This window comes from Bradyrhizobium septentrionale, from assembly GCF_011516645.4.
Lineage (GTDB): Bacteria > Pseudomonadota > Alphaproteobacteria > Rhizobiales > Xanthobacteraceae > Bradyrhizobium > Bradyrhizobium septentrionale.
Genome location: NZ_CP088285.1, coordinates 8,449,643 through 8,474,757, shown reverse-complemented (window position 1 = coordinate 8,474,757; position 25,115 = coordinate 8,449,643). Strand labels below are relative to the sequence as shown.

The 25,115-nt window shown below is 61.6% G+C and carries 26 protein-coding genes and 1 pseudogene; 12 read left to right on the top strand and 15 right to left on the bottom strand.

Annotated elements, in window-relative coordinates; translation table 11 throughout:
• Window positions 1-5 precede the first annotated feature (5 nt).
• From HAP48_RS42355 to HAP48_RS42320, 8 genes are all read left to right on the top strand, one after another.
• Window positions 6-2,279, top strand: a complete 2,274-nt coding sequence (locus HAP48_RS42355) for a hypothetical protein (protein ID WP_166205664.1) — start codon at window positions 6-8, stop codon at window positions 2,277-2,279.
• Window positions 2,280-2,293: 14 nt separating this feature from the next.
• Window positions 2,294-2,671: a hypothetical protein gene (locus HAP48_RS42350; protein ID WP_166205663.1), complete on the top strand. Its 378-nt coding sequence runs from the start codon at window positions 2,294-2,296 to the stop codon at window positions 2,669-2,671.
• Window positions 2,672-2,751: 80 nt separating this feature from the next.
• A complete protein-coding gene (locus HAP48_RS42345; protein ID WP_166205662.1) occupies window positions 2,752-3,708 on the top strand; it encodes a hypothetical protein in 957 nt (318 codons plus the stop codon).
• Complete coding sequence (locus tag HAP48_RS42340) at window positions 3,705-4,133, top strand: hypothetical protein (RefSeq protein ID WP_166205661.1); 429 nt, start codon at window positions 3,705-3,707, stop codon at window positions 4,131-4,133. Before HAP48_RS42345 ends, HAP48_RS42340 begins: the two co-directional genes overlap by 4 nt.
• A gap of 89 nt (window positions 4,134-4,222) precedes the next feature.
• Window positions 4,223-5,437, top strand: coding sequence for a peptidoglycan-binding protein (locus tag HAP48_RS42335; protein ID WP_166205660.1), 1,215 nt, complete (start codon window positions 4,223-4,225; stop codon window positions 5,435-5,437).
• Entirely contained in the window at window positions 5,437-5,961 is a 525-nt protein-coding gene (locus tag HAP48_RS42330; RefSeq protein ID WP_166205659.1) for a hypothetical protein, read from the top strand. The genes HAP48_RS42335 and HAP48_RS42330 overlap by 1 nt, the downstream gene beginning before the upstream one ends.
• Before the next feature lie 114 nt (window positions 5,962-6,075).
• Window positions 6,076-6,579 carry a hypothetical protein gene (locus HAP48_RS42325; RefSeq protein WP_166205658.1) on the top strand — a complete coding sequence of 168 codons (504 nt, stop codon included), beginning with the start codon at window positions 6,076-6,078 and terminating at the stop codon, window positions 6,577-6,579.
• 30 nt (window positions 6,580-6,609) lie between these two features.
• Window positions 6,610-7,263: a P-loop NTPase family protein gene (locus HAP48_RS42320; RefSeq protein WP_166205657.1), complete on the top strand. Its 654-nt coding sequence runs from the start codon at window positions 6,610-6,612 to the stop codon at window positions 7,261-7,263.
• A 122-nt stretch (window positions 7,264-7,385) separates the two neighbouring features.
• On the opposite strand, the gene HAP48_RS42315 is transcribed toward HAP48_RS42320, so the two are convergent.
• From HAP48_RS42315 to HAP48_RS42300, 4 genes are all read right to left on the bottom strand, one after another.
• Window positions 7,386-7,949: an ATP-dependent DNA ligase gene (locus HAP48_RS42315; protein WP_224496819.1), complete on the bottom strand. Its 564-nt coding sequence runs from the start codon at window positions 7,947-7,949 to the stop codon at window positions 7,386-7,388.
• A gap of 695 nt (window positions 7,950-8,644) precedes the next feature.
• Window positions 8,645-9,037 carry a type II toxin-antitoxin system HicB family antitoxin gene (locus tag HAP48_RS42310; protein ID WP_166205656.1) on the bottom strand — a complete coding sequence of 131 codons (393 nt, stop codon included), beginning with the start codon at window positions 9,035-9,037 and terminating at the stop codon, window positions 8,645-8,647.
• 48 nt (window positions 9,038-9,085) lie between these two features.
• Complete coding sequence (locus HAP48_RS42305) at window positions 9,086-9,274, bottom strand: type II toxin-antitoxin system HicA family toxin (protein ID WP_166215656.1); 189 nt, start codon at window positions 9,272-9,274, stop codon at window positions 9,086-9,088.
• 369 nt (window positions 9,275-9,643) lie between these two features.
• On the bottom strand, window positions 9,644-10,300 hold the full coding sequence (locus tag HAP48_RS42300; RefSeq protein WP_166205655.1) for a toll/interleukin-1 receptor domain-containing protein: 657 nt from the start codon (window positions 10,298-10,300) through the stop codon (window positions 9,644-9,646).
• A gap of 338 nt (window positions 10,301-10,638) precedes the next feature.
• Between HAP48_RS42300 and HAP48_RS42295 the strand changes: the two genes are divergently transcribed.
• Complete coding sequence (locus tag HAP48_RS42295; RefSeq protein ID WP_166205654.1) at window positions 10,639-11,079, top strand: hypothetical protein; 441 nt, start codon at window positions 10,639-10,641, stop codon at window positions 11,077-11,079.
• 288 nt (window positions 11,080-11,367) lie between these two features.
• On the opposite strand, the gene HAP48_RS42290 is transcribed toward HAP48_RS42295, so the two are convergent.
• Window positions 11,368-11,883: a hypothetical protein gene (locus HAP48_RS42290; protein ID WP_166205653.1), complete on the bottom strand. Its 516-nt coding sequence runs from the start codon at window positions 11,881-11,883 to the stop codon at window positions 11,368-11,370.
• Entirely contained in the window at window positions 11,871-13,280 is a 1,410-nt protein-coding gene (locus HAP48_RS42285) for an HD domain-containing protein (protein WP_166205652.1), read from the bottom strand. Before HAP48_RS42285 ends, HAP48_RS42290 begins: the two co-directional genes overlap by 13 nt.
• Window positions 13,281-13,520: 240 nt before the next feature.
• On the opposite strand from HAP48_RS42285, the pseudogene HAP48_RS42280 reads away from it, so the two are divergent.
• Window positions 13,521-14,864: pseudogene (locus tag HAP48_RS42280) on the top strand (IS1380 family transposase).
• A gap of 577 nt (window positions 14,865-15,441) precedes the next feature.
• Here the strand turns inward: HAP48_RS42280 and HAP48_RS42275 are convergent.
• The 4 genes from HAP48_RS42275 to HAP48_RS42260 all read right to left on the bottom strand — a co-directional run bounded on the left by HAP48_RS42275 (window position 15,442) and on the right by HAP48_RS42260 (window position 18,229).
• Window positions 15,442-15,930 carry a DUF6941 family protein gene (locus HAP48_RS42275; RefSeq protein WP_166205650.1) on the bottom strand — a complete coding sequence of 163 codons (489 nt, stop codon included), beginning with the start codon at window positions 15,928-15,930 and terminating at the stop codon, window positions 15,442-15,444.
• Window positions 15,927-16,280, bottom strand: a complete 354-nt coding sequence (locus HAP48_RS42270; protein ID WP_166205649.1) for a helix-turn-helix domain-containing protein — start codon at window positions 16,278-16,280, stop codon at window positions 15,927-15,929. Before HAP48_RS42270 ends, HAP48_RS42275 begins: the two co-directional genes overlap by 4 nt.
• Window position 16,281: 1 nt before the next feature.
• The gene (locus HAP48_RS42265) at window positions 16,282-16,713 is read right to left on the bottom strand and encodes a hypothetical protein (RefSeq protein WP_166205648.1); all 432 of its coding nucleotides are present in this window, start codon (window positions 16,711-16,713) and stop codon (window positions 16,282-16,284) included.
• Window positions 16,714-16,885: 172 nt separating this feature from the next.
• Window positions 16,886-18,229, bottom strand: coding sequence for an IS1380-like element ISBdi2 family transposase (locus tag HAP48_RS42260; protein ID WP_166204320.1), 1,344 nt, complete (start codon window positions 18,227-18,229; stop codon window positions 16,886-16,888).
• 182 nt (window positions 18,230-18,411) lie between these two features.
• On the opposite strand from HAP48_RS42260, the gene HAP48_RS42255 reads away from it, so the two are divergent.
• Window positions 18,412-19,746, top strand: a complete 1,335-nt coding sequence (locus HAP48_RS42255; RefSeq protein WP_166202952.1) for an IS1182 family transposase — start codon at window positions 18,412-18,414, stop codon at window positions 19,744-19,746.
• Between the two features lie 288 nt (window positions 19,747-20,034).
• Window positions 20,035-21,057 (top strand): DDE-type integrase/transposase/recombinase, encoded by a 1,023-nt coding sequence (locus HAP48_RS42250; protein ID WP_166205647.1) that lies wholly within the window; start codon window positions 20,035-20,037, stop codon window positions 21,055-21,057.
• On the opposite strand, the gene HAP48_RS42245 is transcribed toward HAP48_RS42250, so the two are convergent.
• The 5 genes from HAP48_RS42245 to HAP48_RS42225 form a co-directional block, all read right to left on the bottom strand.
• A complete protein-coding gene (locus HAP48_RS42245; RefSeq protein ID WP_166205646.1) occupies window positions 21,054-21,656 on the bottom strand; it encodes a hypothetical protein in 603 nt (200 codons plus the stop codon). The genes HAP48_RS42250 and HAP48_RS42245 overlap by 4 nt on opposite strands.
• 82 nt (window positions 21,657-21,738) lie before the next feature.
• Window positions 21,739-21,966, bottom strand: a complete 228-nt coding sequence (locus HAP48_RS42240; RefSeq protein ID WP_166205645.1) for a hypothetical protein — start codon at window positions 21,964-21,966, stop codon at window positions 21,739-21,741.
• Window positions 21,959-22,480, bottom strand: a complete 522-nt coding sequence (locus HAP48_RS42235) for an HD domain-containing protein (RefSeq protein ID WP_166205644.1) — start codon at window positions 22,478-22,480, stop codon at window positions 21,959-21,961. Before HAP48_RS42235 ends, HAP48_RS42240 begins: the two co-directional genes overlap by 8 nt.
• Window positions 22,481-22,721: 241 nt before the next feature.
• Window positions 22,722-24,110, bottom strand: coding sequence for a polysaccharide deacetylase family protein (locus HAP48_RS42230; protein ID WP_166205643.1), 1,389 nt, complete (start codon window positions 24,108-24,110; stop codon window positions 22,722-22,724).
• Between the two features lie 95 nt (window positions 24,111-24,205).
• Window positions 24,206-24,967, bottom strand: a complete 762-nt coding sequence (locus HAP48_RS42225; protein ID WP_166205642.1) for a polysaccharide deacetylase family protein — start codon at window positions 24,965-24,967, stop codon at window positions 24,206-24,208.
• Window positions 24,968-25,115: the final 148 nt, after the last annotated feature.

Below are 25,115 nucleotides of genomic sequence, written 5' to 3'. Positions count from 1 at the left end.
CGCACATGGATCGAGCTCTCGTCTACACCGGCGCTCTGCCGCAGACCGTCGACATTCTGAACACCAACAAGTTCATGATGCAGGCGCTGGCCTATGGCATGCGAGCCATCCTCGGCACCAACACCTATGTCGATGGACTGGTCTGCCTGCCGACGTCGCCCACTCCGGACCTCCACGTCTCGGTCGGCGTCGGCTCGATCTATGCGCAGGACCTGACCGACGCCAGCGCCTATGGCGACCTCGGCGTGGACAACACCACGATCTACAAGCAGGGCATCCTGCAGTCGGCGCAGGAGCTGACGATCACGCCGCCGTCGACCTCCGGCTTCAGCCAGGTCTATCTCGTGCAGGCGGTCCTACAGGACGTCGACGCCGGCGCGCAGGTTCTGAGCTACTTCAACGCCGCGACCCCCTCGGCGCCGTGTTCGGGCCCCGCTAACGCTGGCACCAGCAACTTCACCATCCGTCAGGTGAAGTGCGCGGTCGCGCTGAAGGCCGGCGTGCCCGCCACCACGGGCACGCAGGTCGCGCCGGCACCGGATGTCGGCTTTACGGCCCTCTACGCGATCACGGTTGCCAACGGTGCGACGCAGATCACCTCGGCCAACATCGTGACGCTGGCCTCGGCGCCGTTCATCTCGACCAAGCTGCCCGACGTTCCGGCGGGCGTGCAGTCCGGCAAGTGGCTCTACGGCGTCGACACTGCGCCGGGCGGCCCGTCGTTGGCCGCATTCGCGACCACCGCGACCTCGAGCGCGGTGCTGACCTTCACCAACGTGCCGTCCTGGGTCGCGCCCGGCATGAAGGTCGCCAACCAGACCAATCCGGCCTCCATCAACGGCGGCCAGACGGTGCTGTCCAAGACCTCGACCACCGTCACGATCTCCGCCAACGTCAACGCGACCGTCAATATCAGCGACCAGATCGTGTTCTCGAACAACGCGATGGTGGCTTCCGTATCTCCCGCGCCCACGGCTCTGGTCCCGGGCATGGAAGTTCGCATTATGGCGAACACCATCAACACCGGCGCCTGCACCCTGAATTTGAATGGGCTAGGCGCGGTCACGATCGTGCGCGCCAATGGTCTCACGCCTTCACTCGGCGACATTGCGTTCGCCGGGGTGATGGGGCTCGTCTATGACGGCGCGCACTGGCAGATCCAGAACTATCAGGGCACCGGCGGTGGCGGCGGGACGACGACGATCAACAACGTCAACATTCCCTACGGCACCGACACCTCGACCAGCTCGAACGTCATCACCGTCACGCCGTCGCCGGCGATCGCCTCGCTCTCGGCGGGGGCTGCGATCATCGTCAAGCTGGCGAACCCGATCACCGGTCCGACCACCCTGCAGATCAGCGGCGGCAGCATCATCCCGGTTCTAAGCCTTGCCGGTCAACCGCTCGGCTTCGGCGCGGCTCGCATCGGCGAGATGTTGTGGATGCTCTACGACGGCACCAATTGGCAGATCGTGAACCAGCTGCTGCCGCTGCAGCAGAGCCTGACGATCTTCGTCAATTCGTCGATCGGCAACGACAACTTCGACGGCTCGCAGCCGACCATCTCGGGCACCAAGGGGCCGCTGCAGAAGATCCAGACCGCGGTCAACAAGGCGTGGAGCTTCCCGCCCAGCGTGTTCAGCATCGCGATCCAGCTCGCGGACGGAACCTACAACGAGGCCGTCTCGACGCCGTCGTTCCCCGGGCCGGGGATCATCATCAACGGCAACGCGGCCAACCCGGCCAACGTGCTGGTGACCGGCGCCAACAACGCCCACACCTTCGCCGTCAATGGTCCCAATCAGATGACGGTGCAGAACCTCAAGGGCACCACTGGCACCGGCAACGGCCCGCCGAGCCTGTTCATCGCGGAGGGCTCCGGCGCTCAGCTGATTACGCAGAACACGATCTCCGGCTTCGTCCAATTCTCCGTCCACGAAGCCTTCGGTCCGTGCTTCGTCTCGGTTGGCAGCCACACCTATGCGGGCAACTTCTCGCAGGCCCTCAACGCCGTGTTCGGCGGTTTCGTTAGCCTTGCGCAATTCGCGCAGTTCTCAGCCTCGGTCGCGCTGACGTGCACGGCCTGGGCCGCTGCAGCCAGCGGCGGCAGCATCTCGGTGCCGGGGGTCGGTGTCCCGACTTACCTGAACCCGGGCAACGTCACGGGCGCGCGGTGGCTGGCGTCAATGAACGGCACCATCACCACGCAGGGCCAGGGCGTGAACTACTTCCCGGGCTCGATCGCCGGGTCTCAGAGCACTGGCGGCCAGTACAGCTAACGGAAGGTGGCGACATGCCCGCAACCGTCAACATCACGATCAGCAACGATGCCGATTTCTATGTGCTGTTTCAGTTCACTGAAGCAGACGGCATCACGCCGATCTCCATCGTCGGCGCCACGTTCATCATGGGCGTGCGCCGCACGATGCAGGACCCTGCCGCGCTGTTCATGCTCACCTCGACGTCCTCGGACGCCGGGGTGATCTCGATCTGGGACGGCCCGAACGGGATCTTCGCCGTCCTTATCAAGAAAGAGCGACTGCAGAAGAGCCCCGTCGGGCTTTTCCAGCAGTCGCTCGTCTGCAATCTGCCGGCCTCGAACGGCCGGCCAGCGCTCACGCTCCCGATCTGGAGCGGGACGCTGCAGAACAACATGGGTGCCTCCCGATGAGTTCAGCTCCGATTGTCGTCACTGCCGATCCCTCGGTCGTCGTCAGTCAGGACAATCCCGCGCTGCAGATTGTCGTTCCTGTGACCACCGCGCCGACGCAGTATTCGTCGCTGGCCGGACTGCCCACGCTGGGCACCGCGGCGGCAGAGGATGTCGGCGCCCAGCCGGGCAATGTCGTTCAGCTCGACAATTCCGGCAAGCTGCCGGCGGTCGACGGTTCTGCGCTGCTCAACATCAATGTCGGGCCCCAGCCGGTTCACTGCGGTCGGCTGATCGCTCCGAATACGTTCACCGTTCAGCTCATCCCCTACCGGGGCAACGCGCTGCAAATCAACGGCAAGCTCTACACGATCCCGGCCAATGGGGTGCTTGCCATTGTCCCCGCCGGTCTGACGCAGGGATGCTATTACATCTACGCCTTCGTCAATGGGACTGGCGCGATCGCGCTGGAGTTCTCGCAGAGTGGGCACACCTCGAGCGCCGCGCCGGGAAATCTGGGTATCGAGGTCAAAATCGCTGACGAGAGCCGCTCCTTGGTCGGAATGGTCTTTCTTCTCAACGGCAATACCATTTTTGACACGCCAACCCAGCGCTTCTGCGCGTCGTGGTTCAATCAGCGGCCGCGACCGCTGCTCAAGCTCACCGGCGGCCAATACACCACGACGACTGCCTCATTCACCGAGATGGGGGGCGGCGTGGAGCGCGTCCAGTTCATCACCTGGGCCGCCACCGCCGTGCAGCTCGGATTCAGCCAGACGATCGACCTCGCCGACAACGGGACGACCGCTACCACGTCATGGCTTGAGCTGTGGGTTGATGGATCAAACAACAGCGGTCTCGAGACGTGGGGCGAGAACGGAGCCTTCAGCGGCACGGTCGGCCAAGTTTTCACGACGATCTCGCAGCAGATTGCGACGGACCTGTCCGAGCTCGTGCTGCACCACGCAGAGATCGCGTGGATGAGCGCGACAGCCGGCTTCACCACGACAAACACCGGCTCGGGTAACGGCCAAATCTGGGGAGTGGTGATGCAATGACGAACATCTCTCCTCAGAAAATCCTCGCCGCCGCGCTGCAGCAGCTCACGCCGTTCGCCCAGTGGTACACCACGGGCGACGGCTACGCCAACATCGTCTGGATGGACACCGTCCAGACGATCCCGACCGAGGACGCCTTCAACGCCGAATACGCCAACCAGCAGGCGAAGCTCGCGTCGAACTACCTCGTCGCGCCGCAGGACCTGCTGGCGCAGCTCACGGCTGCCGACATCGCAGCGATCCAGACTGCGATCTCGTCCAACCCGCAGGCTGCGCTGCTCTGGTTCTCGCTGCTCGCGCAGCGTGACCCGATGGACACCACCAACGACCGCTTCAAGGCCGGCTGGACCACTCTGGTCTCAGTCCTCGGCGCCGATCGCATGAGCGCGATCGCGACCGCGCTCGGAATCACCATCACGGCCTGACGGCCTTTACCGCCAACCACGATCCAGCGGGGCCGCCTTCGGGCGGCCTTCGCGTTTCTGGCTCCCGCAATCTTAAATCCGGAGAAACCATGTTCGATTTGCACGGCATTTCGCAGGCCGCATTCGACCTTATTGTCGAGTCGGAAGTCTCGAGCCGCGAGGTCTATGAGCACCGCTATCGTCATCCCGAGTGGCCGGGCGAGCAGTCCGGCGTCACCATCGGCATTGGATACGATGTCGGACAGACGAGCCGCGCTCAGTTCATCGCCGACTGGTCCGGCAAGATCCCCGACGCCATGGTCAAGGCGCTCGCCAAGACCTGCGGCGTCACCGGTGTTCCTGCCCGGGCACTTGCCCAGAAGCTCCGCGCCGTGGTCGACATCCCGTGGGATGTCGCCGAGGACGTGTTCTCCAATCACGACGTGCCGCGCTACATGGCGATGCTCCGCCATGGCTGTCCGGGCGTCGACGAGCTCGCGCCCGACTGCAAGGGCGTTCTCCTGTCTGTCGTGTTCAACCGCGGCGCCTCGTTCTCCAACGCGGGCCCGCGCTTTGCCGAGATGCGGGACATCCGCTCATGCGTGAAGTCCGGCAATCTGGAACGCATCCCGGGGCTGATCCGCTCCATGAAGCGGCTGTGGCCGGATTCGCGCGGTCTGCGCGACCGCCGCGACGCGGAAGCCGCGCTGTTCGAGAGGGGGCTCGAGACGGCGCATCCGCAGGCCTTCGCCGCGCTGGCCTCCGTGCCGGATCACGTCGATCCGGACACGGTGGCCCATGTGCAGCAGAAGCTCCGGGAGCTTGGTTATCCGCAGGTCGGTGCCGTCGACGGCAACCTGACGCCGCACGGCAAGACCGAGGACGCGATCCTGGCCTTCCGCAACAAGAACGGCCTGCCGCTGACGCCGACCATCGACGACGACTTCCTGACGGCGCTCGCCAAGGCGACGCCGCCGGAAGTGTCCGAGGAGCGGGCGAACGCCTCGGCCTCCGATCTGCGCGAGCAGGGGTCCGACACGATCTCCTTCACCGACAAGGTGAAGGGGTGGGGCGGGCGGCTGTTCGGCGGCGGCACCGGTCTGGGTGTCACTGGCGCGCTCGGCCTCGTCACCGAGAAGGCGACCGCGATCTCCAGCGCCAAGGAGGCGGTCGGCGGGCTCGGGATTTCCGAGACCGGCTGGGTCGTCATCGGCGCGGCGGTCGTGGTGCTGGTCGTGCTGGCGGCCGCTGGCCTGGCCGTCTGGTTCGTCGCCGACAAGATCGAGCGACGCCATGTCGATGATTACCGCGCGGGGAGGGCCTGATGCTTACCGGCGCAGTCGCCACCTTCCTCGCCCGTGTTGCGGGCCTCTTCGGACTGAAGATCTCGGGCTTTGCGGCCGGCGTGATCGTCGCCGGCCTGATCGCCGCAGCCCTCGGGGCTTCCGGCTTCAAGCTCTACGAAATGGGCCGCTCGGCTGCCGAAGCCGAGTGCCAGACCGCCGCGCTGCAGTCGCAGATCGACGCGGCGAATGCCGACAAGGAAAACGCGCAGAAAGCCGCGGCCGAAGCCAAGCTCAAGGCTGCGGGGATCGCGAGCCGCGCTGCCGATGAAAAGGAAAGGACTGCAGACTATGTCAAGGAGCTCGAGCAGCGTGCTGCGAAGGCCGAAGCTGATGCGGCGGCCGCTCACCTTCCTCCTCCGGTCAATGGTGATGCTCTCACTTGCGACGATTTGCGCGGCATGCGGGCACACCTCCCCGCAGTTTGCGGCCCAGTCCCGCGACCTGCCCGGGCGCCCCGGCTTCATGTCCCCCGTCTCGGTCCCTTCTTTAAAGCTAAACGATAGCGGCAAGGCACGCCTCGCACAGACGCGCGATGCGCTGGACGAGGCGAATGGCCGGCTCAAGGAGAGCGGTGAGTGGTACGACAACGTGCGCGCTCGCGCAGCGGGGAGCGAGTAATGACGACGGCAGTTGACGGAGCGACGCTCGCGACCGATGTCAGGGCGCTGCAGGTCAAGGTAGGCGGCATTGATGCTGACATCAGCCAGATCAATGACCGCATCCTTGGGCTGGACGGCAAGATCGAGAAGATGGGGTCGGCGCTGGGGACCGAGTTTCGCTCGGCCCTGTCGTCCCTCGGCACCCAGCTCGGCGAACGCAATCGCACGCCGTGGGGCATCCTGATCTCGGCGGCGGGCCTCATCACCACCACGCTGGCATTCGTCGGCAGTCAAGCGCTCTCCCCGATTCAGGCCGACATCAAGACCCTCAAGGAACACCTCGTTCCGCGAGAGGAGATCAACTATCGAGCCGCCACCGACGAGAAACGGATGGAGCGGCTCGAAGGCCTCGAAATGCTTCTCGTCAATCGTCGCTACGACGAGATGCAGAAACTGATCGACCGGCTCGAACGGCAGAACGACGGCCTCCGCGGCCTGCCGTCGAGCGTGGTCGCGAAATAGTCCTCCACCACAGAAAGAAAGGTACCCTACATGGGCCCCCACGTCCTTATCGTCGGCGCCGACAAGGGCGGCGTCGGCAAGACGACCGTCTCCCGCACCCTGCGCGACTACTTCCACGCCCACGGCATCTCGGTTCGCGCGTTCGACACCGAGGCGCCGAACGGCGTGTTCAAGCGCTTCCACTGGGACGTCGAGGTCGTGGACCTCACCCAGTCCGACGACCAGATGAAGGTGTTCGACAAGCTGCGCGAGGCGCAGGTCACGCTGATCGACATCCGCGCGACGCTGCTCTCGACCACGCTGGCGACCCTGTCGGAGATCGGCTTCCTCGACGGCGTCAAGGAAGGCCGGCTGCGGATCTCAGTCGTCCACGTCATCGGCTCCAGCCAGGCGTCATTCGACGAGATCGACGCGACCGCCAAGGCGGTGGAGGGCGCCACCCATCACGTGCTGCTCAACCACACCAACGGCACCAAGTTCGCCGGCCTGCCGGCGTCCGCCAAGGACGCCATCGTGATCCCGCAGCTCAACACGATGGCGAACGACACGATCGACCGGCTCGGCGTGGGCTTCGAGGCCTACATCGCCGACAAGTCGCAGTCGGAGGTGCTGCAGGGCTACGCGCGCGCGTGGCTCAAGAAGGTCTACGCGGCCTATGACAAGGTCGCGCTGAACGCGCTCTAAGACTGGAACATCAATTGGCCCCCGGGCGCCCCTCACAGGGCGCTCGGGGGCCTTTTTTGCGTTTCAAGGCCTGCGCGATCGCGCGTCCCTGACGCGGTACATTGCCGGGTGCTCGCGGTTCTTCACCTTGACCCAGTCCTTCGAGGGGCCGGCCCGGTAGGGGCGGTCCACGCGCTTGGAGAATTGGAGACGATGCCTTCGAGGCCCATCAGGCAGGCGTGGCGGAACAGCTCGGGCCCGATCTCGCCGGTCTCGAACGGGGCCAGATGGATGCCGTCGACCCGGCGGGCCAGCATCCGTTCCAGATTGGTCTTTCGCATCGACAGCGGCAGCTTGCGGAGATCCTCGCCGTCGAGCTCGATCATGTCGAAGGCATAGAGCTGGACCTCGTCGTCGTGCTGGCGCGAGTGCAGGCCGTCGAAGTCGGAGCGGCCGTCGACGCCCAGCAGGGCCGCCTCGCCATCCAGCACAAACCGCTGCGCGCGGTGGCGCAGCGCCGCCTCGACGATCAGCGGGTAGCGCGTGGTCCAGTCGTGGCCGTTGCGGGTGAACAGGCGCACAGCCTTGCCGGCGCGCTGGACGATCAGCCGGTACCCGTCGTGCTTGACTTCGTGCAGCCATTCGTCGCGCGCGGGAACGGCGGTTCCCCGGGTCGGCAGGCAGGGTGCATAGGGCGATTTGAGCATGTCCCGGATATAGGTATCCGGGGTGGGGACCGTGAATCCTACGTTCGCGGCGGATCAAACATCACCAAGCTATGGTTCACCGCAATGAACGGAACGTTGTTCGCCGGCACGGGCCATCACGACCTCGTTCTCTCGGACTACGGCCGCTCCGTAGCCGCCGACCGCTAAGCCGACGAAGCGGCGCGGCAGGACTGTGTTTCGGCATGGAATAAGGACCCCGTTTTCGGGGTGATCAGGCATCCAATCGGGGGGGGCCAGTCAAACGCCGATTGACAGCAGGACCATGCGGCCGCGTCGGCTGAGATACCATTCGGCAAGCGCCTCAAACATTCGACTCCTTATTTGTGCCGCGTGCGTGCTTCCGCGGCGTCCTGATCGTGGTGCCAGTATTCGATGTCGGGAAGGCGAGAGGGTCGCGAAGAACCGCTCCCACGCTTCCCGGAACGCCGCCTTGGCGCCGTCCAGATCGGTTGCCGTGCCGTTGCACCACGGGTGCACCGGAAGCGGGACGGTGATGTGCCAGTCCCAGCCGGGCTGGAGGCTGGCGGGCTCAGTAGCCAACCTGATCCGGCCAACCTTCCGGCCCTCGTGGATCACCGCGAAATCGTTCTCAAGCTTGTCGCCGGCTATGACGGGTGGGGCGGAGGAAGAGGTGCATGTGTGTCTACGGCTGGCGCCGTGGCCTGTTGATCAGGCTACGCCGCGATCGCTTTCTTTGCGGCTTGAACGAGAAAACCAGAACGCGTGAAACCATGCTGTTCAGCGTAGTGGTCAATCTCGTTCAAGACATCGGCGGGAAGAGTGACGTTGACGCGTACCGTCTTCACTTCCGTCGCTGGTACAGGAATTAGAACGGCAACGCCGTCCCTGTTCTCGGCATCTGCCATGATCTCCTCAAGGGAGGAGGGTTCTGGGACGGCTTCGCCGTCTTCAACCATACCCTCTAGATGAAGAGCCAGAGCTTCCGTTGCCATGGCGCGCGCATCATCTAAATTCGTTCCAGCAGTTACAACGCCAGGAAGATCCGGAAATGACACGCCGTAGTCGCTGTCTGCATCCTTATGGATCAGTGCAATGTAGTGTCGCATGTTATTCTCCCCTCCTTGGGATCAGGGCGCCATGCCCCGTCTGCGATCTCATCTTAGTTTCAGGTCGGCTTGCTTTTCGATGCTCCTCAAAGTGCCGATAGGGATGTCACGCTTCGGATGCGGTACCGTCACGCGGCCGCTCTTTGTCGGGTGCTTGAACTGGATGTGGCTGCCCTTCTGGGCCACCGGCTTCCACCCATCGTCCTTCAGGACCCTGATGACATCTGCTGACCTCATGTGTGTATTAATACACACTTTTTGGAGGGGCGATACATTAATACACACCGGCCAACAAAATTCCTCTGAAAAACTGGCTGCTTTAAAGCTGAGCATGCCTGTGGGGATCGTGGATAGCCGCCAACCGCCAGTAGTATTGCCCGGTTTCTCTACCAAGCTGAGAGCGTTTCGAATCACCAGCGAGGAATACTCACCGTGCCAATAGCTCTCACCATGAACACGAGGCTCGATCACGCCAAAATCTTGCTTGAGCGGCTTGCCACCAAAGCACCAGACGCCAAAGCTAGTTAGATTAAGGAAGGCCTCTTCCGGATCATCCGGCAAATCCTCGTATGGATCGAGGTCCAAAAAATCGTTCATGTGCACCTATTAACGCACGGTCGGCGGAGGGGGTGCATATTGGGCTAATACCTGCGAAAGCCCTTCGCGCACATCTAGTGGCAATAAGTGTCCGTGCGATTGCATGAGTGGCGGCAGGTAGTCACGGGCGCATAGGCTGGCGTGGCACACTTGCCCGTTCTGGGCTGAGACCGTTAGCAAGTGAGTGACCTGCTGGTCGCTCGCGCCGTGGAGATAGGGGCGAACGGCTTCGAAATGATATTCGGCTTGCCTGAAGCTGCGCGCATCAGCCACAAGCCTGATTCCAGCGTCAATCGCAAAACGGATGTCCCGAGAAGCTACGCCGCGCATAAGCTGATGGTACGTGGCCTGGCCGCCCTGAAGGAGCGATGACTGGACGTGACTGATAAAGCCTTGGGGGATTGAGCTGTCCAAGGAGAGCGGGATCAACGTCATACGCCTAAAGGCTGCGATCCCGGACTCCTGTTTGCACCAAATCGACGCGTAGTACCGCTGGCTCAAGATCGGCACGAAAAGATCGGCCAAGCCGAGCTGGCGGAGGATCTCGTCGCGCCACTCGACGGAGACTTCGATATGCTCGTGGGCCATAAAGGACTGAACGCCGAGAGTGTCGAGAAGTTGAGCGACGCCCGCGGCGATTTCGCGGTCGGCAGTCTGGTAACTCATAAACGCTAACATTCCAGCTCAGTCCTCATTCCAGTTTGCGACGGTCAAGATCGTCGGCAGCTCGCCAAAGGTCCGCCAGAACGTCGGCGGGATCTCGATGCGCAGCTCGTGCTGCTCGTCGGTCCCGATGTAGAAGCTGCTCTCGTCTCCGGAGATGAAAAGCCGTATCGGGCAACCGGCATGCTTCGTCCAGCCTTTGATATTGGGCGACGCTCATCGGTCCGAACCCGCTCCGGATGATGGGGTTGGCTTTGCAACCGAATCCTACGCCGCATCAGCGCTTTACACCACGCTCGCCAGCCCCTCAGGCGCACTCTGACGAATAAGACGGGTTAGGGGTGCGGCTGTTTGCCTACACGCCCTGGATCCCAGATATTGTCATTTATGAATTTCTTAAGTTGCTGGATTTCCTCCCGCAGTTCGTCGATCTCCTTCTTAAGCGAGATCATGCTGATGCCTTGCCCAACTGGCGGCTCCGCCGGGATTTTGTCGTTCATCCGATTACCCTTTTCGAGAAGCGCGATCACCCGCAAGCTGTGGTGCGAACTAAGAAAATGCAAGGGTTGTGCGGTCTCTCGGAGCAAGTATTGTTCGCCGCTGCGGTATTATGGCGCAAACGCCACAAGCTAAATGGTGAAGATGGGGTCCGGCGATTAACGTTGGCCGATCTGGCGATGCGGCGCAGCAGCCGTCGGGTTCGGCATCCGGGGCTTGGTCGTCCGATTGGAGCGCCCGCCAGAATGACGTTTGGCGCGCGGCCCCAGCCTCATGTCATGTAGCAACCACACCAATTACCCGCCGCAACCGGGTAGAAAGGCGAGTAATGGGGGGCGAGCCCCCAAAGATTGTGCCAGACCGCCCGTGGTTGACTTCGTCGGTACGGTAGCCCTTCGGCCACTACGCCGGCAGCCCATTTCTGTCGGCCAATCTGTCGGGACGCTACTTCTAACACCAGCTAGACTAAGTGTTGGTAGGCGGCGATGATCTAATGCCTCCAGCCTTTCTTGTCGAACTCGACCCGGGTGCCCGCTGGCGGCCGAGGCGGTTGGGCTAGTTGCAACCTGCCGTCAAATCGCTGGTAGTTGATGAGGTGCCGGTATTTGTTGAAGGCGTAGGTACAGCTGCTTCGCTCGCTCAAGCCGTCCGCCCTCTGCCTTTTCCGGTTTTCGGCGAGCTGTTTCAGCCCAAGGGTCAGGAAATCTCTCGTACGCTAGGAAAGCGGCGGTGGCAGCCAGTTCAAGTTCCACGGCATCGGCATTTGCCATCTCTTGCGCGAGTCGCGCGCGAGCGGGGTGCATCGAAGGATCGGCAGGCATTTGAGTGTAGAAGGTCGAATACTGCCCACCCCAAGCTGCAACGGATTCGTTTTCGACGATCAGCCGCAAGGCCGCTGCATGCTGAGCTGCAGCGGCGAGCAACTCGGAGTAGGGTCCATAGTGCTTGTACCGGAAAGGAAAACCTGATCCGACGCCTGCCGCTTCCAGAAAGAAGGCGATCTTCTGAAACTTGGTACGCCCTACGATGTGGCCCCCTGCATCGCGAACGATAGCTGCTGCTCCATGTGCGTAATCTATGCCGGCCATTTTGATATCCCCGCGTCTACGATTTCCATCACCTTCCTTCGAGCCTCTTCATCACCATCGGCGTGGTAAAGACGGAAGGCCTTGTAGGTCTTAAGTGCCGCCACAACGTTTGACCGCTTTGAAAGATCGGCCAAGTGGTTACCCTCAGTACGGATATTAATCTGGCTGAGCGGACCTTTCGCGCCCTCGGTCAACTCTTTGTAAGGGGACCGTTCGACCTCATCGATCAAAATCCGCGGAGGTTCATCGGGGGATTTGGCGGACCATTCATCCAAGCACTTCACAATCTCGTCTCGGACGCCAGCGCACACCTCGTCGGCCTCTGAAGACGAGGCCGCACCATCGTCCTTATCATGCGCAATCTTAGCCCGCACATCGATGCACTTGTAGAGTTTGCGATCTCGCAAGCGCTCAGCGAGACTGCCGATCCATTTGTCGTTGCTGTCAGCCATAAGGGAAAGCCCACCCCAAATAACCGTATCGTCGAGCGATAGCGCGCAATCGATATTATCGGGCGTTTGAGCAAACTTGACGAGCGGATGCGTTTTCGGAAGACCAGTTTTTTCGATCGAGCCGTCCTTAATCAGGGTTATGGTGCGGGTCAGCAGCTCGGTGTAGATCTTCTCCGCGCCCCGCGTTGCCTTGTGAAAATAAACGGTTGGATAGAGTTGGAAAAGCCCAAGCACGTAGGCTTCGGCGGCGAAGATGGCCTTGCGCCCAAGGACAAAGGTTTGAACGGGCTTGAGCGAGGTTTCGTCGACGCCATGCTGCACCTCGCCAACCTCGAGGTTCTCAACCAACCACTCAAAGTCGATCCCCGCGTGCTGACTGCCAACCATGAGGCGATCGCGTCTCATGTAATCGAGGCGGTCAGCATCGAACTGGCTTGACACGACTGCCGAGTAGATCGTTGGCGTGCCACTGCCGCTAACCATGTCCGCCACGTCGTTTGCAAAGCCGCTGCCCATGTCACGCAGCACATCGGAAACCTCTCCGTTTCGAATGAGCATGTCGCTGACGGCCTCGTGATTTGCCATCTTGAGATCGAACCGCTCGCCGATTTTCTCGAACGCATGGCTGAATGGTCCATGTCCAAGATCGTGCACAAGTGCTGCGGCGAGCGCCTGATCCACGCGAGCATCTTTGGCGGGAAGGTACTTTTCGATCACTCTCATGAGCCTTCGCGCGGTGTGGAAAACCCCCACGCTGTGGAGGAGCCTCGAATGAGTAGCGCCCGGATAAACGAAGTCCGAAAAGCCGAGCTGCTTGATCCGCCGGAGGCGCTGGAACGGACGGGTCTGCAGGACGCGCCAGAGGACGCCCTCTAGCTGCGATCTCTCAACATCAAACTGGATTAGATCGTGCAGGGGGTCGCGAATCCGTTGCTGCTTGGGCATTCGTGCGAATCACCTCATCGACAGCAGACTTGTATCATAGAACAAAACAAGAACATGTCAAGCGACGAGTTTAGGGCGGTGCTTATTGAGATTTCCCCAAGCATCGCGGTAGGCACTAGCCCGTCTTATTCGTCAGAGTGCGCCTGAGAGGCTGGCGAGCGTGGTGTAAAGCGCTGATGCGGCGTAGGATTCGGTTGCAAAGCCAACCCCATCACCTCAACCGCGAACGCCAGGCCCGCCATGACCGACGATACGATTCTGCCCTTCTCGTTTCCAGCCGTTCACGCCAAGAAAGTCACAGCTGCCTTCGATGGCGGTCGGCTGACCTCGAACGGGGGCGTGATGCTTCTGGCGATGGCCGGGCGGCGTCTCGGCTTGGCCGACAATTTGGCCCGGGTGTTCCCGGATCGGCGCGATCCGACGCGGGTCGTGCACAGCCTTGTCGATATGTTCCGCGCGCGCATGTTCGCGATCTGCTGCGGCTACGAGGACGCCGACGACCTCGATCATCTGCGGTCCGATCCCGCATTCAAGCTGGCCTGCGGACGGCTGCCGGACACGGGTCGCGATCTGTGTTCCCAACCGACGCTGTCGCGGCTGGAGAATGCTCCGCGCCTGCGCGACGTGATCCGACTGACCTACACTTTGGTCGACGCATGGATGGATAGCTACCCGCGCGAGCCGGCATCCGTCACGCTCGACATCGATGATACCTGCGATGTCGTCCACGGCCATCAGCAGCTCTCGCTGTTCAACGCTCATTATGACGAACGCTGCTTCCTGCCGATCCACGTCTACGACACGGAGAAGAGCCGGCCCGTGGCGGTCGTGCTGCGGCCCGGCAAGACGCCGGGCGGCGTCGAGGTGCGGGCCCATCTGCGCCGCCTGATACGGCATATCCGGACGCGGTGGCACAACACGCGAATTACGTTCCGTGGCGACGGGCGCTATGCTCGGCCGGAGGCCATGACGTGGTGCGAGACCAACGGCATCGACTACATCTTCGGTCTGTCCGGCACCAAGCCGCTCGCCAGAAAAGTCGACGAGGCCGCCGACGACATCCGCACGCGACGCGCCATCGAGAACCTGCCGGTTCTGCGTGGCTATACCGAGACGCGCCACAAGGCAAAGTCCTGGGATCGCGAACGGCGCACCGTCGCCCGTATTGAGGCGACAATGCTCGGCCTCGACATCCGCTTCGTCGTCACCAGCCTCGATGTCGGCTCGGCCGAGTGGATCTACGACAGCCTGTATTGCGCGCGCGGCCAAGCCGAGAATCTGATCAAGCTGCATAAGACATAGCTCGCCTCCGATCGCACCAACTGCCGTTCGGCGCTCGCCAATCAAGTCCGCCTCGTTCTCCACACCGCCGCTTATTGGCTGATGCTGACCGTGCGCGACGCGATTCCCAAAGCCCGGGAATTGGCCACAGCCGAGTTCGCGACGCTGCGTCTTCGTCTCTTGAAACTCGCTGCCCGTGTCGTCGAGACCACGAGCCGCATTCGCCTTGCGTTTGCCGCGGCATGTCCCGAAGCCGACCTGATCCGCGGCTTGCCAGGCGCGCGGCTGCCGCTCGGTCCTTGACCGGCGGGGCGTCCGCCCCCCGTTCGCCCAACCTACACCTCAAGCGCGTTGCAAAGTACCGGTCGTCAGGCGGTGAAAAGCCGAAGGCAATCCCGCGCGCCTCGTCAGAGCAGATGTGCGGCCACATCAAGCGGACTAAAAAAAGCACTCTCACGAATACGGTAGTGGGTCAGTTTGATTGTGGCGGCCGGCCGGGCTGGAATATTGACAGTCAACGGCGCATATTCGGAGGATGAGCAAATCTCCTCGTGTCACCTTCACTCCCAAGCGGATCGCCGAGGGCAATTGGCAAATTGAAGCCAGTGTCCCGGGGGCGGAAATCAGGATCATCGACGGCCTCACAAGCAACGAGGACGCCCGCGCGTGGATAGATGGGAACCGCAAGATATCTTGGCTAAGATCGCAGGGTTATGCGAAATGACCCCCAAACGCCCTAGAGACCCCAACCAGCTCGCCAAGCGAATCATTGATATCGCTACAGGCGAGACGCCAGACCGCGATCCTACGCCGGAGGAAGAGGACAAAGACCCGGCTGCGGTGGAGCTAGGGCGAAAGGGCGGGAAGGCGCGCGCTGACGCTATGAGTCCCGAGCGTCGCACCGAGATTGCTCGGAAGGCTGCTGCGAAGCGGTGGCGTCGTCCCTAAGCTCGACATTGATGAAGCCACCCACCAGCTTTTGCTCTCCGACGATTGCAACCGCTCGAATCTGACCGGCACCAATCAGGGGAAAATCATCAAGGCGTAGCCTTGCGTTGATTTCAACATGTGGCGCCTTCTGCCTTTTGGTCCTCGCAATGAGACGCTCTAAGCTCTCCGCCGAAAGCCCATCTTCATCCACAATTTGCACGTCGCTCACGCCGTCAGCGTCTAGGTTGATGAAGATGCGCTCGCTTGGATCGTGGTCAAGCGGCAGTCTTATTCGGTAATAGACCGAGAACCTGCGGAGCGCTCCCGGAAACTTAGAGACGCGAATTGCGGCTGGCATCACCCCAATTATGGTGTCACGGCCATTGCCTTCTCGCCTTATGTCCTCACAAAAAAGAGCAAAGCAAACCGGGGCAATCATAAGGCGTATTCAATTATGGGGCGCCCGTTGTCATTAACTGGATCGCGCGCAGTTTCGAACGCTGGAGGGTCAACAAGCTCCTCGCACTCTTCCTCTAGAAAGTAATTCGCGTCCGCCTTCAATTCCGGATCGACTATTTTGACATCGATGTCGTGACCAAGCGCCCAAACCATATCGGCGATGGTTTCAATGGTCATGTTTGTTGTGCCGCTCAGGCGATTATGTATTGCCGAACGGTTCACGCCCAATTCTCTTGCTATACCGGACTGAGTGAGCCTGCCTGCCTCATGTCTACGCGCGTATGCATCCCGAAGTTGGCTTTCGATCATTCCGGCCAGCTTGAGGAACATTTTACGTCGAGGGTTTGGCTTTGGGCGGGAAGAGGGCAAGGTAGTCTCCCATAAATATGTGCTTTGTTAGCTTGCTTGCTTTGATGAAGCCAATAACTTCATCTCTCTTTTTGTTGCTTATGTTTCCGTCGCTCTTGTCTTTCGTGGCACTCTCTGTCGCTCCATAGATAATTGCTAGACATTCTTCGCGGACAGCCCATCCGTAGAGCCGCGACTTTGGGGGGTGCAGTTTCCAGACGTGTTTTTTTGTCGGCATCATCTTGCGGACGTCGCCAGCACCTGGCCGCTCTGAGCACCTCAGATCGCAAAACATTTGGATGATGTGCTCACCTAAAGTTTTGCCGCCACTCTTGCGCTTGAGGTCGTGCAGGGCCTCCTCCGCATCAAACCACTCCCAAAACGATGGCGCGATCCACAGCTGTCGGATGGGCAATCTAGCCCGTCCTATTCGTGAGAGTGCGTTTTTTAGTCCGCTTGATGTGGCCGCACATCTGCTCTGACGAGGCGCGCGGGATTGCCTTCGGCTTTTCACCGCCTGACCGACCCGTACTTTGCAACGCGCTTGAGGTGTAGGTTGGGCGAACGGGGGGCGGATGCCCCGCCGGTCAAGGACCGAGCGGCAGCAGCGCGCCTGGCAAGCCGCGGATCAGGTCGGCTTCGGGACATGCCGCGGCAAACGCAAGGCGAATGCGGCTCGTGGTCTCGACGACACGGGCAGCGAGTTTCAAGAGACGAAGACGCAGCGTCGCGAACTCGGCTGTGGCCAATTCCCGGGCTTTGGGAATCGCGTCGCGCACGGTCAGCATCAGCCAATAAGCGGCGGTGTGGAGAACGAGGCGGACTTGATTGGCGAGCGCCGAACGGCAGCTGGTGCGATCGGAGGCGAGCTGTGTCTTATGCAGCTTGATCAGATTCTCGGCTTGGCCGCGCGCGCAATACAGGCTGTCGTAGATCCACTCGGCCGAGCCGACATCGAGGCTGGTGACGACGAAACGGATGTCGAGGCCGAGCATCGTCGCCTCAATACGGGCGACGGTACGCCGTTCGCGATCCCAGGACTTGGCCTTGTGGCGCGTCTCGGTATAGCCACGCAGAACCGGCAGGTTCTCGATGGCGCGTCGCGTGCGGATGTCGTCGGCGGCCTCGTCGAGTTTTCTGGCGAGCGGCTTGGTGCCGGACAGACCGAAGATGTAGTCGATGCCGTTGGTCTCGCACCACGCCATGGCCTCCGGCCGGGCATAGTGCCCGTCGCCACGGAACGTAATTCGCGTGTTGTGCCACCGCGTCCGGATATGCCGGATCAGGCGGCGCAGATGGGCACGCACCTCGACGCCGCCCGGCGTCTTGCCGGGCCGCAACACGACCGCCACGGGCCGGCTCTTCTCCGTGTCGTAGACGTGGATCGGCAGGAAGCAGCGTTCGTCATAATGAGCGTTGAACAGCGAGAGCTGCTGATGGCCGTGGACGACATCGCAGGTATCATCGATGTCGAGCGTGACGGATGCCGGCTCGCGCGGGTAGCTATCCATCCATGCGTCGACCAAAGTGTAGGTCAGTCGGATCACGTCGCGCAGGCGCGGAGCATTCTCCAGCCGCGACAGCGTCGGTTGGGAACACAGATCGCGACCCGTGTCCGGCAGCCGTCCGCAGGCCAGCTTGAATGCGGGATCGGACCGCAGATGATCGAGGTCGTCGGCGTCCTCGTAGCCGCAGCAGATCGCGAACATGCGCGCGCGGAACATATCGACAAGGCTGTGCACGACCCGCGTCGGATCGCGCCGATCCGGGAACACCCGGGCCAAATTGTCGGCCAAGCCGAGACGCCGCTCGGCCATCGCCAGAAGCATCACGCCCCCGTTCGAGGTCAGCCGACCGCCATCGAAGGCAGCTGTGACTTTCTTGGCGTGAACGGCTGGAAACGAGAAGGGCAGAATCGTATCGTCGGTCATGGCGGGCGTGGCGTTCGCGGTTGAGGTGATGGGGTTGGCTTCGCAACCGAATCCTACGCCGCATCAGCGCTTTACACCACGCTCGCCAGCCTCTCAGGCGCACTCTGACGAATAAGACGGGCTAGGAGCTTGTCTGGATAGTCGCTGTTCAAATCTGGTCGGGTCTGATTCAACATTGGGCGATGAGCAAGTATTTTCGGCCTTGGAACATCGATCAGACGCTGCTTCTGCCGCCGAATGTGCAGGACTTCGTGCCGAAAGGCCATGTCTCGCGGTTTATGGTTGATCTGGTGCGGGAGAGCCTCGATCTCAGGGAGATCATGGGCAGCTATGTGAGCGGGCTTGGGCAGCCGCCGTTTGATCCGCGGATGATGGTGGCGCTGCTGCTGCATAGCTATGCGAGTGGGCTGTATTCGTCGCGTCGGATTGCCAAGGCCTGCCGGGAGCGGAACGATTTTGTGATGATCGTGGCGCTGGATGCGCCGGATTTTCGGACGATCAGCGACTTTCGCAAGCGACATTTGAAGGCGCTCGGCGCGCTATTCGTGCAGGTTCTGAAGTTGTGCGAGACGGCCGGGCTGGTCAAGCTCGGTCATGTCGCGCTGGATGGTACGAAGATCAAGGCGAACGCGTCGAAACACAAGGCGATGAGTTATGAGCGCATGAAGAAGCGCGAGGCGGAATTGAAGGCCGAGGTCGCTCGCATGCTGGCGGCCGCCGAGGCGGCGGATGCCTCGGAGGATGAGACTTTCGGCAACAGCGACGAACTGCCGGACTGGACCGTCGACAAGCAGAAACGGCTGGCGAAGATCCAGCAAGCGATGGCGGCGCTGGAAGCGGACGCCAAACTGGCGGCGGAGGAAGAGCGCCGCATCGAGGCCGAAAAGGAACAGCAGCGCCAGGCCGAAGGCCGCAAGAAGCCGGGCAAACCGGCGGCGCTGCCATCGGAGGAACCCAATCCCAAGGCGCAACGCAACTTCACCGATCCGGAAAGCCGCATCATGAAGTCGAAGGATGGCTTCGTTCAGGCCTATAATGCCCAGGCGGCCGTCGATGCACATGCCCAGATCATTGTCGCGCAAGAACTGACCCAGCACGGCAGCGATCAGGGCCAGTTGGTGCCCCTGATCGAGGCCATCGAGAGCAATCTTGGCCGCAAGCCGCGGCAGGCCTCAGCGGATTCCGGCTACTGCAGCGAAGCCAATCTCGAAGCGCTCGACACACGCAGCATCGATGGCTATGTCGCGCCCGGACGCGCCAAACACCCGACAGTAGCGAACGGAAAAGTCGGCGGCCCGCTGACACAGGCCATGCGAAAGAAGATCGACGATGGCGGCTTCGAAACACCCTACCGATTGCGAAAGCAAGTAGTGGAGCCGGTGTTCGGGCAGATCAAACAGGCAAGAGGCTTCCGCCAGTTCCTGTTGCGGGGCATCGAGAAAGTGCGCGCCGAGTGGACAATGATCTGCACCGTCCATAACCTCCTCAAGCTGTTCAACCTCGCAAACGCAGCCTGAGCCTGCTACTCTACAACAAATGCCCGTCACGAAAACATATCTGGACGGGCTCCTAGTCTCCCAATCGGGGAGATCAAAAAGCTCCAGTCCAGCCGCTTTTAGATCATCCTCTATTGTTGCCATATAAGTCAACAAATGTTAATTGCAATTGAACCGGGCGATTCAAACTGCCGCAGGTTGTACGTGGAACAGGGAGGTGTCCAGCCCAGAAGACCCTCGACTTTCGAATTGATTTCTAAAGTGGCTTTCTTTCGTGACGCTAAGCATAAAGGGTCATATAGTCCGGCCATGAACAAGCTGGACCGAAGGGCGCGCGCCCAAATCCTGCACCTCCTCTGCGAAGGGCAGTCGATCCGCGCCATTACGCGTCTGACCGGGGCCAGCAAGAACACGGTTGCCAAGCTGTTGGTGGATGCTGGCCACGCCTGCGCAGCCTATCAAGACAAGATGCTGCGGAACCTGACCTGCAAGCGCGTCCAGATGGATGAAATCTGGTCGTTCGTTTACGCCAAGGCTGCGAACGTGAAGGGCGCTAAGGCCGCTCCGGCGAGCGCTGGCGACGTTTGGACGTGGACCGCCATCGATGCCGACACAAAGCTGATTGTGAGCTGGCTGCTTGGCGCTCGCGATCTGGACGCGGCTATGGCGTTCACCCATGATCTTGAAAGCAGGATCGCCAACCGAGTCCAGCTAACGAGCGATGGGCACGCGCCTTACCTGCAAGCCGTTGATGCTGCGTTTGGCGGCGAGGTGGACTACGCGATGCTAATCAAGCTGTATGGCGCGGCCCCGGAGGCGGAAGTCCGTTACAGCCCAGCTAAGTGCATTGGCGCTCGCAAAGAGCCAAAGAGCGGCAACCCGGAGTGGAAGCACATCAGCACGTCCTATGCTGAGCGCAGCAACCTCACCATGCGGATGCACATGCGCCGATTCACGCGGTTGACGAACGCCTTCTCAAAGAAAGTCGAGAACCACGCTGCGGCGATTGCGCTGCATACGATGTACTACAACTTCGTTCGCATCCATCAGACGCTCAAGGTGACGCCTGCAATGGCTGCTGGCGTGACTGACAAGCTTTGGGAGATGGAAGACCTGGTTGTGATGTTGGAGCAGTGGGAGCTGGCGAACTTCAAGCCTGAGTATCAGTTCGTCGTCCGTCAGTACGCCATCGGCAAGGGCCACTCGGTCAGCGTCATGTGGCGCGGCGGAGAAGTGGATAGCGTCTTTGGTTTCCAAAGCGAGAATGAAGCGCTTGAATGGATCAAGGACAAGTCGCGCGCGTGGCTCGTTGAGAATGGAAAAAAGAACTAGACCTTTCCTTGATAAATAACTTGGTTCTTCACCAGCCCATGCATTTCCAGATCATTCGTGGAATGGAATCGACCACTCGGCGGATCGTATTTGAACCGATTGTGCAGGCGGTTGTCCTTCATCCAGATATCTAGATGATCGTTAGCGTAGCTCCATCGCCATTCGTTATGATTTCGGCCATAGCCAATCGTGCCGTCCTCTTTGAACGAGAGGTTCTTGCGGCCCCTAGGATTTGAGGGGTTGTAGACTAGAACCCATTCCCTTGTGTACAGCCCGGACGGGACTGGAGGCGAATACTGCGTCAGCGTCGGGATTCCGAATTTGTCGTCTGATTTTTGAGGGACAACCAACATGGGATTGACCGGCGCGCGTAGCCACCGGCGCGCAGCAATTTCCAACGCGATCCATACTGCAAAGGCCGTGACGCAAAGGAGCAGCCAAAAAGCCAAGTGATTGCTGAGGACGCCCATCGTTAAGTCTGCGAACCAGACTTCCGGATAGAACCCAGAGCGGTAGCAGATTTCGAAAGCCGTTCTTGCGACGAGCGTGCTGACGCAGGCAAGCGCGATCCCCAAAGCGATTCTTGCTGGCAATCCCATGCGCCGACTTTAGCTATAGGTTTCCTATATGGGCGAGTCCGCATCCCGATCTCCGCAATTAACCAAGCGAAATTTTTCGGGGTCAGTTTTCAAACTGACCCACTACCGACGGGCTAGAACATACAAGGAACGAATATTCAAATTTCAGTCTTGAAATCAGGCCACTGCGTTTTTCAAAACAGGCCACCGTGGTCGGAAACGGGCCAGCACCCGCCGCCGGCACGAACACCGACTTGTAGTCGAGGTCCGAGCTGGGGGTCGTGGTGCCGTACAGGTGCGAGCCGAACTTGATGGTGACGAGCTTACGCATCGAGCAGCGCCTCCGCTTCCCGGAGGCGTTTCCACGCCATCTCCCGGAGGTCCGCGTCAGCTCGGGTCAACACCGTCAGCACCGCACGCTTCTCCGGCAGGTACGTCCGGGCGAAGTCCTTGTCGTGGCGCACGATGCTGGAGGTGTTGCTGATCAGATCGGCGCATTTGATGGATTGGGCCTCATAGCTGGCCCGCTCGAGGCGGGCCAGGTCGGCCAGCTTACGCTCCCTGCGGGTCGGGGTGCCGGGGCCGCCGGGCGCGTCAGTCAGGTCGAATACGATACTGGCGACCTCACGGCCGAACTCGCCGACCAGATCCTCATAGGTGACGGGCTGGTCCTCGATCGTGTCGTGCAGATAGGCGGCCGCGATCGCCTTCTTGCTTAGCCCGTGCTGGGCGCAGAGCAGGGCGACCTCCTGCAGGTGCACGAAGTAGGGCTCGCCGGTCCATTTCCGCTTCTGGTCTTTGTGGGCGCGCTGGGCGAACTGCCGCGCGCGGTGGACGATGTTCATGTGGTCTCCTTGGGGTGCCCCGTCTGCGAAACAGGGTGGGTGCATCGTTCAAAATTGCCGTTATGATTCAATGGTGCGATAAATCCCGGTGGGTGCGTCTAAGTCATTGATATTGTTCGTCGAATCGTAGAACCTCCGAGCGCACCACACCTCAGCTGATCCTTGAAATCGCTGGATTTTTCGAAGCAGGAGCGGTTGCTCCGGCTTCGCGGCAAGCCACGTCCCGAGCCAGGATCACGCTCTAATCGGGCACGCGCTTGCTGGCCGCCGCCGAGGCCTCGGCACGCGGGGTGCGCTTCTTCAAATTGGCGACTCGGACAGACGCGTTGCTCTCATTGGGCTGCGCGACAGGCCGGGGTGCGGCGTGGGCTCTGCCGTGAGCCGCAGCGGGCGCTTGATGCGCGGCCTGCTTCGGATGCCTGGCCTGTCGCGCGGAGATCGCCTGCGCGCGCGGTGCGACAGCGCCCGGGGCTATTGTCGGACGCTGCGCGATCCGGCGACTGGCCGCCGATCGCGTCGCGAGCAGGGTCAGGTCCAGCGCTTCGGGAACGCGAAACACATCGGACGCGGGAATCGGCAAGGTCGAGACCGCCGCCAGCTGCGCGAGCTGCGGCTGCGGCCACAGCGTGCGGACCGGCCCAGCGATTCGGCTGCGCTGCGCGTGATCGAGGATGTCGGCGTCGCGCCAATCCATGTCGGCAAACACAGGCGCTGGCAGCGTCCGCGTCGCGGTGAAGACGAAGTTCGGAATTTTCGACCAGCGCGTGATCGCGACCGTCTCGGTCGGCGGATGCATGAACCATTGCTGCGGCTCGGTCGGCGTCGCCGGGCGGTCCGCCGTTGCGGGCACGACGTGAACGATGCGGTAGCCGCGCTCCTTCAGCGTATTGAGGATTCGCGGCAGCGCCGCCACCGTACGCGGCTGGATGTCGTGCAGCAGCAGGATGCCCTTGTGCTTGGCCTCGATGCGCTGGATCGCGAGATCATAGACCCGCTGCGGCGAGACGTGGCGCCAGTCGTCGGCCGGGAAGTCGGCGCTCCACACCTGGATGCCCTGCGACGCCAGATAGGCTTCCGGGATCTCGGCGCGCATCAGGCCGGGAATCCGGAAGAATGGCGCGAGCTTGCTCTTGTCGCCGTTGAGCGCGGCCAGGGTCGAGGCGATGCCGTCGTCGACTTCCTGCTTCACCTTTTCGAGCGGCATCTTGTTCATCGTCAACGGATGGTTCTGGCTGTGCGTGCCGACGGTATGGCCGGCCGCGATCAGCTTGCGCACGCCTTCCGGATTGAAACGGGCCTGAGAGCCGATGGTGAAGAAGGTCGCCTTGACGCACTGGCTGGCGAGGATCGCCAGCACCTGGTTGCTGTATTTCGGCAGCGGCCCGTCGTCGAAGGTCAGCACCACCTCGTGATCGGCGAGCGGCAGCGTCTCCGGATACTGCATGGTGCCGATCCGCGGATGCTCGATGGGATCGACGACGAGGGTTCGCGAGGTGCCGAGTGCGTTGGGGTTACCCGGGCAATCCGCAGCGCGGACGGCCTGCGGCGCCATGAAGCAGCAGCTGAGCAGCGCCGCGCCGATCACGGTCCGCGACCGCTTCCGGATAATCACCAGGACGTTCGCAATCATCAAATTCGGCCGCATTCCAAACGCACTGACGAATCCTTAGGTATGGCGCCATGAACGCCGCCTTAACGGTCTGTAATCCAGTTCTGGTTCCGGGTTCAATGTGACCGGTCGGACACGGTCTTCATCGCCGCCGGGACGATGTGGACGACGTGATAATTATGCTCACGCAGATACCTTAAAAAGGCTGGCAGCATCTCGGCGGTTCGCATTTGCGCGTCATGCAGCAGGATAATGCCCTTGCGGTGGCCTTCGAGCCGCCCGGTGAGCAGCTTGAGTTCCTCCTCAGGCGACATCTTGACCCAGTCGCTGGCCCAGAAATCGGCCCCGAACACCGCGATACCGCGCTTTTCCAGGTGATCCAGCAGGGTGGGCGTCGACTCGAAATAGGGGAACCGGAAGAACGGCGTGCTTGGGGTCGTGCTCTCGGTTCCGCGCAGGGCCTTGCCGACCGCCTCGATCCCCCGATTGATGTTCGCCTCGGCCTGGTCCAACGGGAGCTTGTTGAGATGCGGATGGTCCCAGGTGTGATAGCCGATGGTGTGGCCGAGGCGCGCGACCTTGCGGACCATATCGGGATGATCAGCCGCGTTGCGGCCGACCATGAAGAAGGTGGCGCGCACGCATTCGCTCGCCAGCGCGGCCAGCACCTTGTCGGTCGTGCCCGGTGTCGGGCCGTCGTCGAAGGTCAGCACGATCTCGCCGTCGCGCAGCGGCAGGGTCTGCGGGAAGCTCTTCAGCCCGACGCGCGGATAGGTCGCGGGATCGACCTCGAGCACACGCGAGGTGCCGAGCGCGTCCTTGCGCTGGCACTCGGCGGCCTGCGCGGGGGTCAACAGCGCAGCCGGCGCCACGGTCATCAGCGCCGCGACGACGTTCAGGCAAGTGTTCAGGATTGACCGAGAGCCGCTCGACATATTTCTCATTGCGCTGGGCACCGCCGATTAGGTAATCCGTTCCGCACTCATCAGAGCAGTTTTTCCCCTCCTGTCAAACCGGCGAAACACG

Excerpts from the sequence above, each read along its gene's own strand:
- HAP48_RS42355 (WP_166205664.1), top strand. The coding sequence starts at position 6 with ATGGATCGAGCTCTCGTCTACACCGGCGCTCTGCCGCAGACCGTCGAC.
- HAP48_RS42350 (WP_166205663.1), top strand. The coding sequence starts at position 2,294 with ATGCCCGCAACCGTCAACATCACGATCAGCAACGATGCCGATTTCTAT.
- HAP48_RS42340 (WP_166205661.1), top strand. The coding sequence starts at position 3,705 with ATGACGAACATCTCTCCTCAGAAAATCCTCGCCGCCGCGCTGCAGCAG.
- HAP48_RS42335 (WP_166205660.1), top strand. The coding sequence starts at position 4,223 with ATGTTCGATTTGCACGGCATTTCGCAGGCCGCATTCGACCTTATTGTC.
- HAP48_RS42330 (WP_166205659.1), top strand. The coding sequence starts at position 5,437 with ATGCTTACCGGCGCAGTCGCCACCTTCCTCGCCCGTGTTGCGGGCCTC.
- HAP48_RS42325 (WP_166205658.1), top strand. The coding sequence starts at position 6,076 with ATGACGACGGCAGTTGACGGAGCGACGCTCGCGACCGATGTCAGGGCG.
- HAP48_RS42320 (WP_166205657.1), top strand. The coding sequence starts at position 6,610 with ATGGGCCCCCACGTCCTTATCGTCGGCGCCGACAAGGGCGGCGTCGGC.
- HAP48_RS42315 (WP_224496819.1), bottom strand. The coding sequence starts at position 7,949 with ATGCTCAAATCGCCCTATGCACCCTGCCTGCCGACCCGGGGAACCGCC.
- HAP48_RS42310 (WP_166205656.1), bottom strand. The coding sequence starts at position 9,037 with ATGCGACACTACATTGCACTGATCCATAAGGATGCAGACAGCGACTAC.
- HAP48_RS42305 (WP_166215656.1), bottom strand. The coding sequence starts at position 9,274 with ATGAGGTCAGCAGATGTCATCAGGGTCCTGAAGGACGATGGGTGGAAG.
- HAP48_RS42300 (WP_166205655.1), bottom strand. The coding sequence starts at position 10,300 with ATGAGTTACCAGACTGCCGACCGCGAAATCGCCGCGGGCGTCGCTCAA.
- HAP48_RS42290 (WP_166205653.1), bottom strand. The coding sequence starts at position 11,883 with ATGGCCGGCATAGATTACGCACATGGAGCAGCAGCTATCGTTCGCGAT.
- HAP48_RS42285 (WP_166205652.1), bottom strand. The coding sequence starts at position 13,280 with ATGCCCAAGCAGCAACGGATTCGCGACCCCCTGCACGATCTAATCCAG.
- HAP48_RS42275 (WP_166205650.1), bottom strand. The coding sequence starts at position 15,930 with ATGATTGCCCCGGTTTGCTTTGCTCTTTTTTGTGAGGACATAAGGCGA.
- HAP48_RS42270 (WP_166205649.1), bottom strand. The coding sequence starts at position 16,280 with ATGTTCCTCAAGCTGGCCGGAATGATCGAAAGCCAACTTCGGGATGCA.
- HAP48_RS42260 (WP_166204320.1), bottom strand. The coding sequence starts at position 18,229 with ATGACCGACGATACGATTCTGCCCTTCTCGTTTCCAGCCGTTCACGCC.
- HAP48_RS42255 (WP_166202952.1), top strand. The coding sequence starts at position 18,412 with ATGAGCAAGTATTTTCGGCCTTGGAACATCGATCAGACGCTGCTTCTG.
- HAP48_RS42250 (WP_166205647.1), top strand. The coding sequence starts at position 20,035 with ATGAACAAGCTGGACCGAAGGGCGCGCGCCCAAATCCTGCACCTCCTC.
- HAP48_RS42245 (WP_166205646.1), bottom strand. The coding sequence starts at position 21,656 with ATGGGATTGCCAGCAAGAATCGCTTTGGGGATCGCGCTTGCCTGCGTC.
- HAP48_RS42240 (WP_166205645.1), bottom strand. The coding sequence starts at position 21,966 with ATGCGTAAGCTCGTCACCATCAAGTTCGGCTCGCACCTGTACGGCACC.
- HAP48_RS42235 (WP_166205644.1), bottom strand. The coding sequence starts at position 22,480 with ATGAACATCGTCCACCGCGCGCGGCAGTTCGCCCAGCGCGCCCACAAA.
- HAP48_RS42230 (WP_166205643.1), bottom strand. The coding sequence starts at position 24,110 with ATGATTGCGAACGTCCTGGTGATTATCCGGAAGCGGTCGCGGACCGTG.
- HAP48_RS42225 (WP_166205642.1), bottom strand. The coding sequence starts at position 24,967 with ATGACCGTGGCGCCGGCTGCGCTGTTGACCCCCGCGCAGGCCGCCGAG.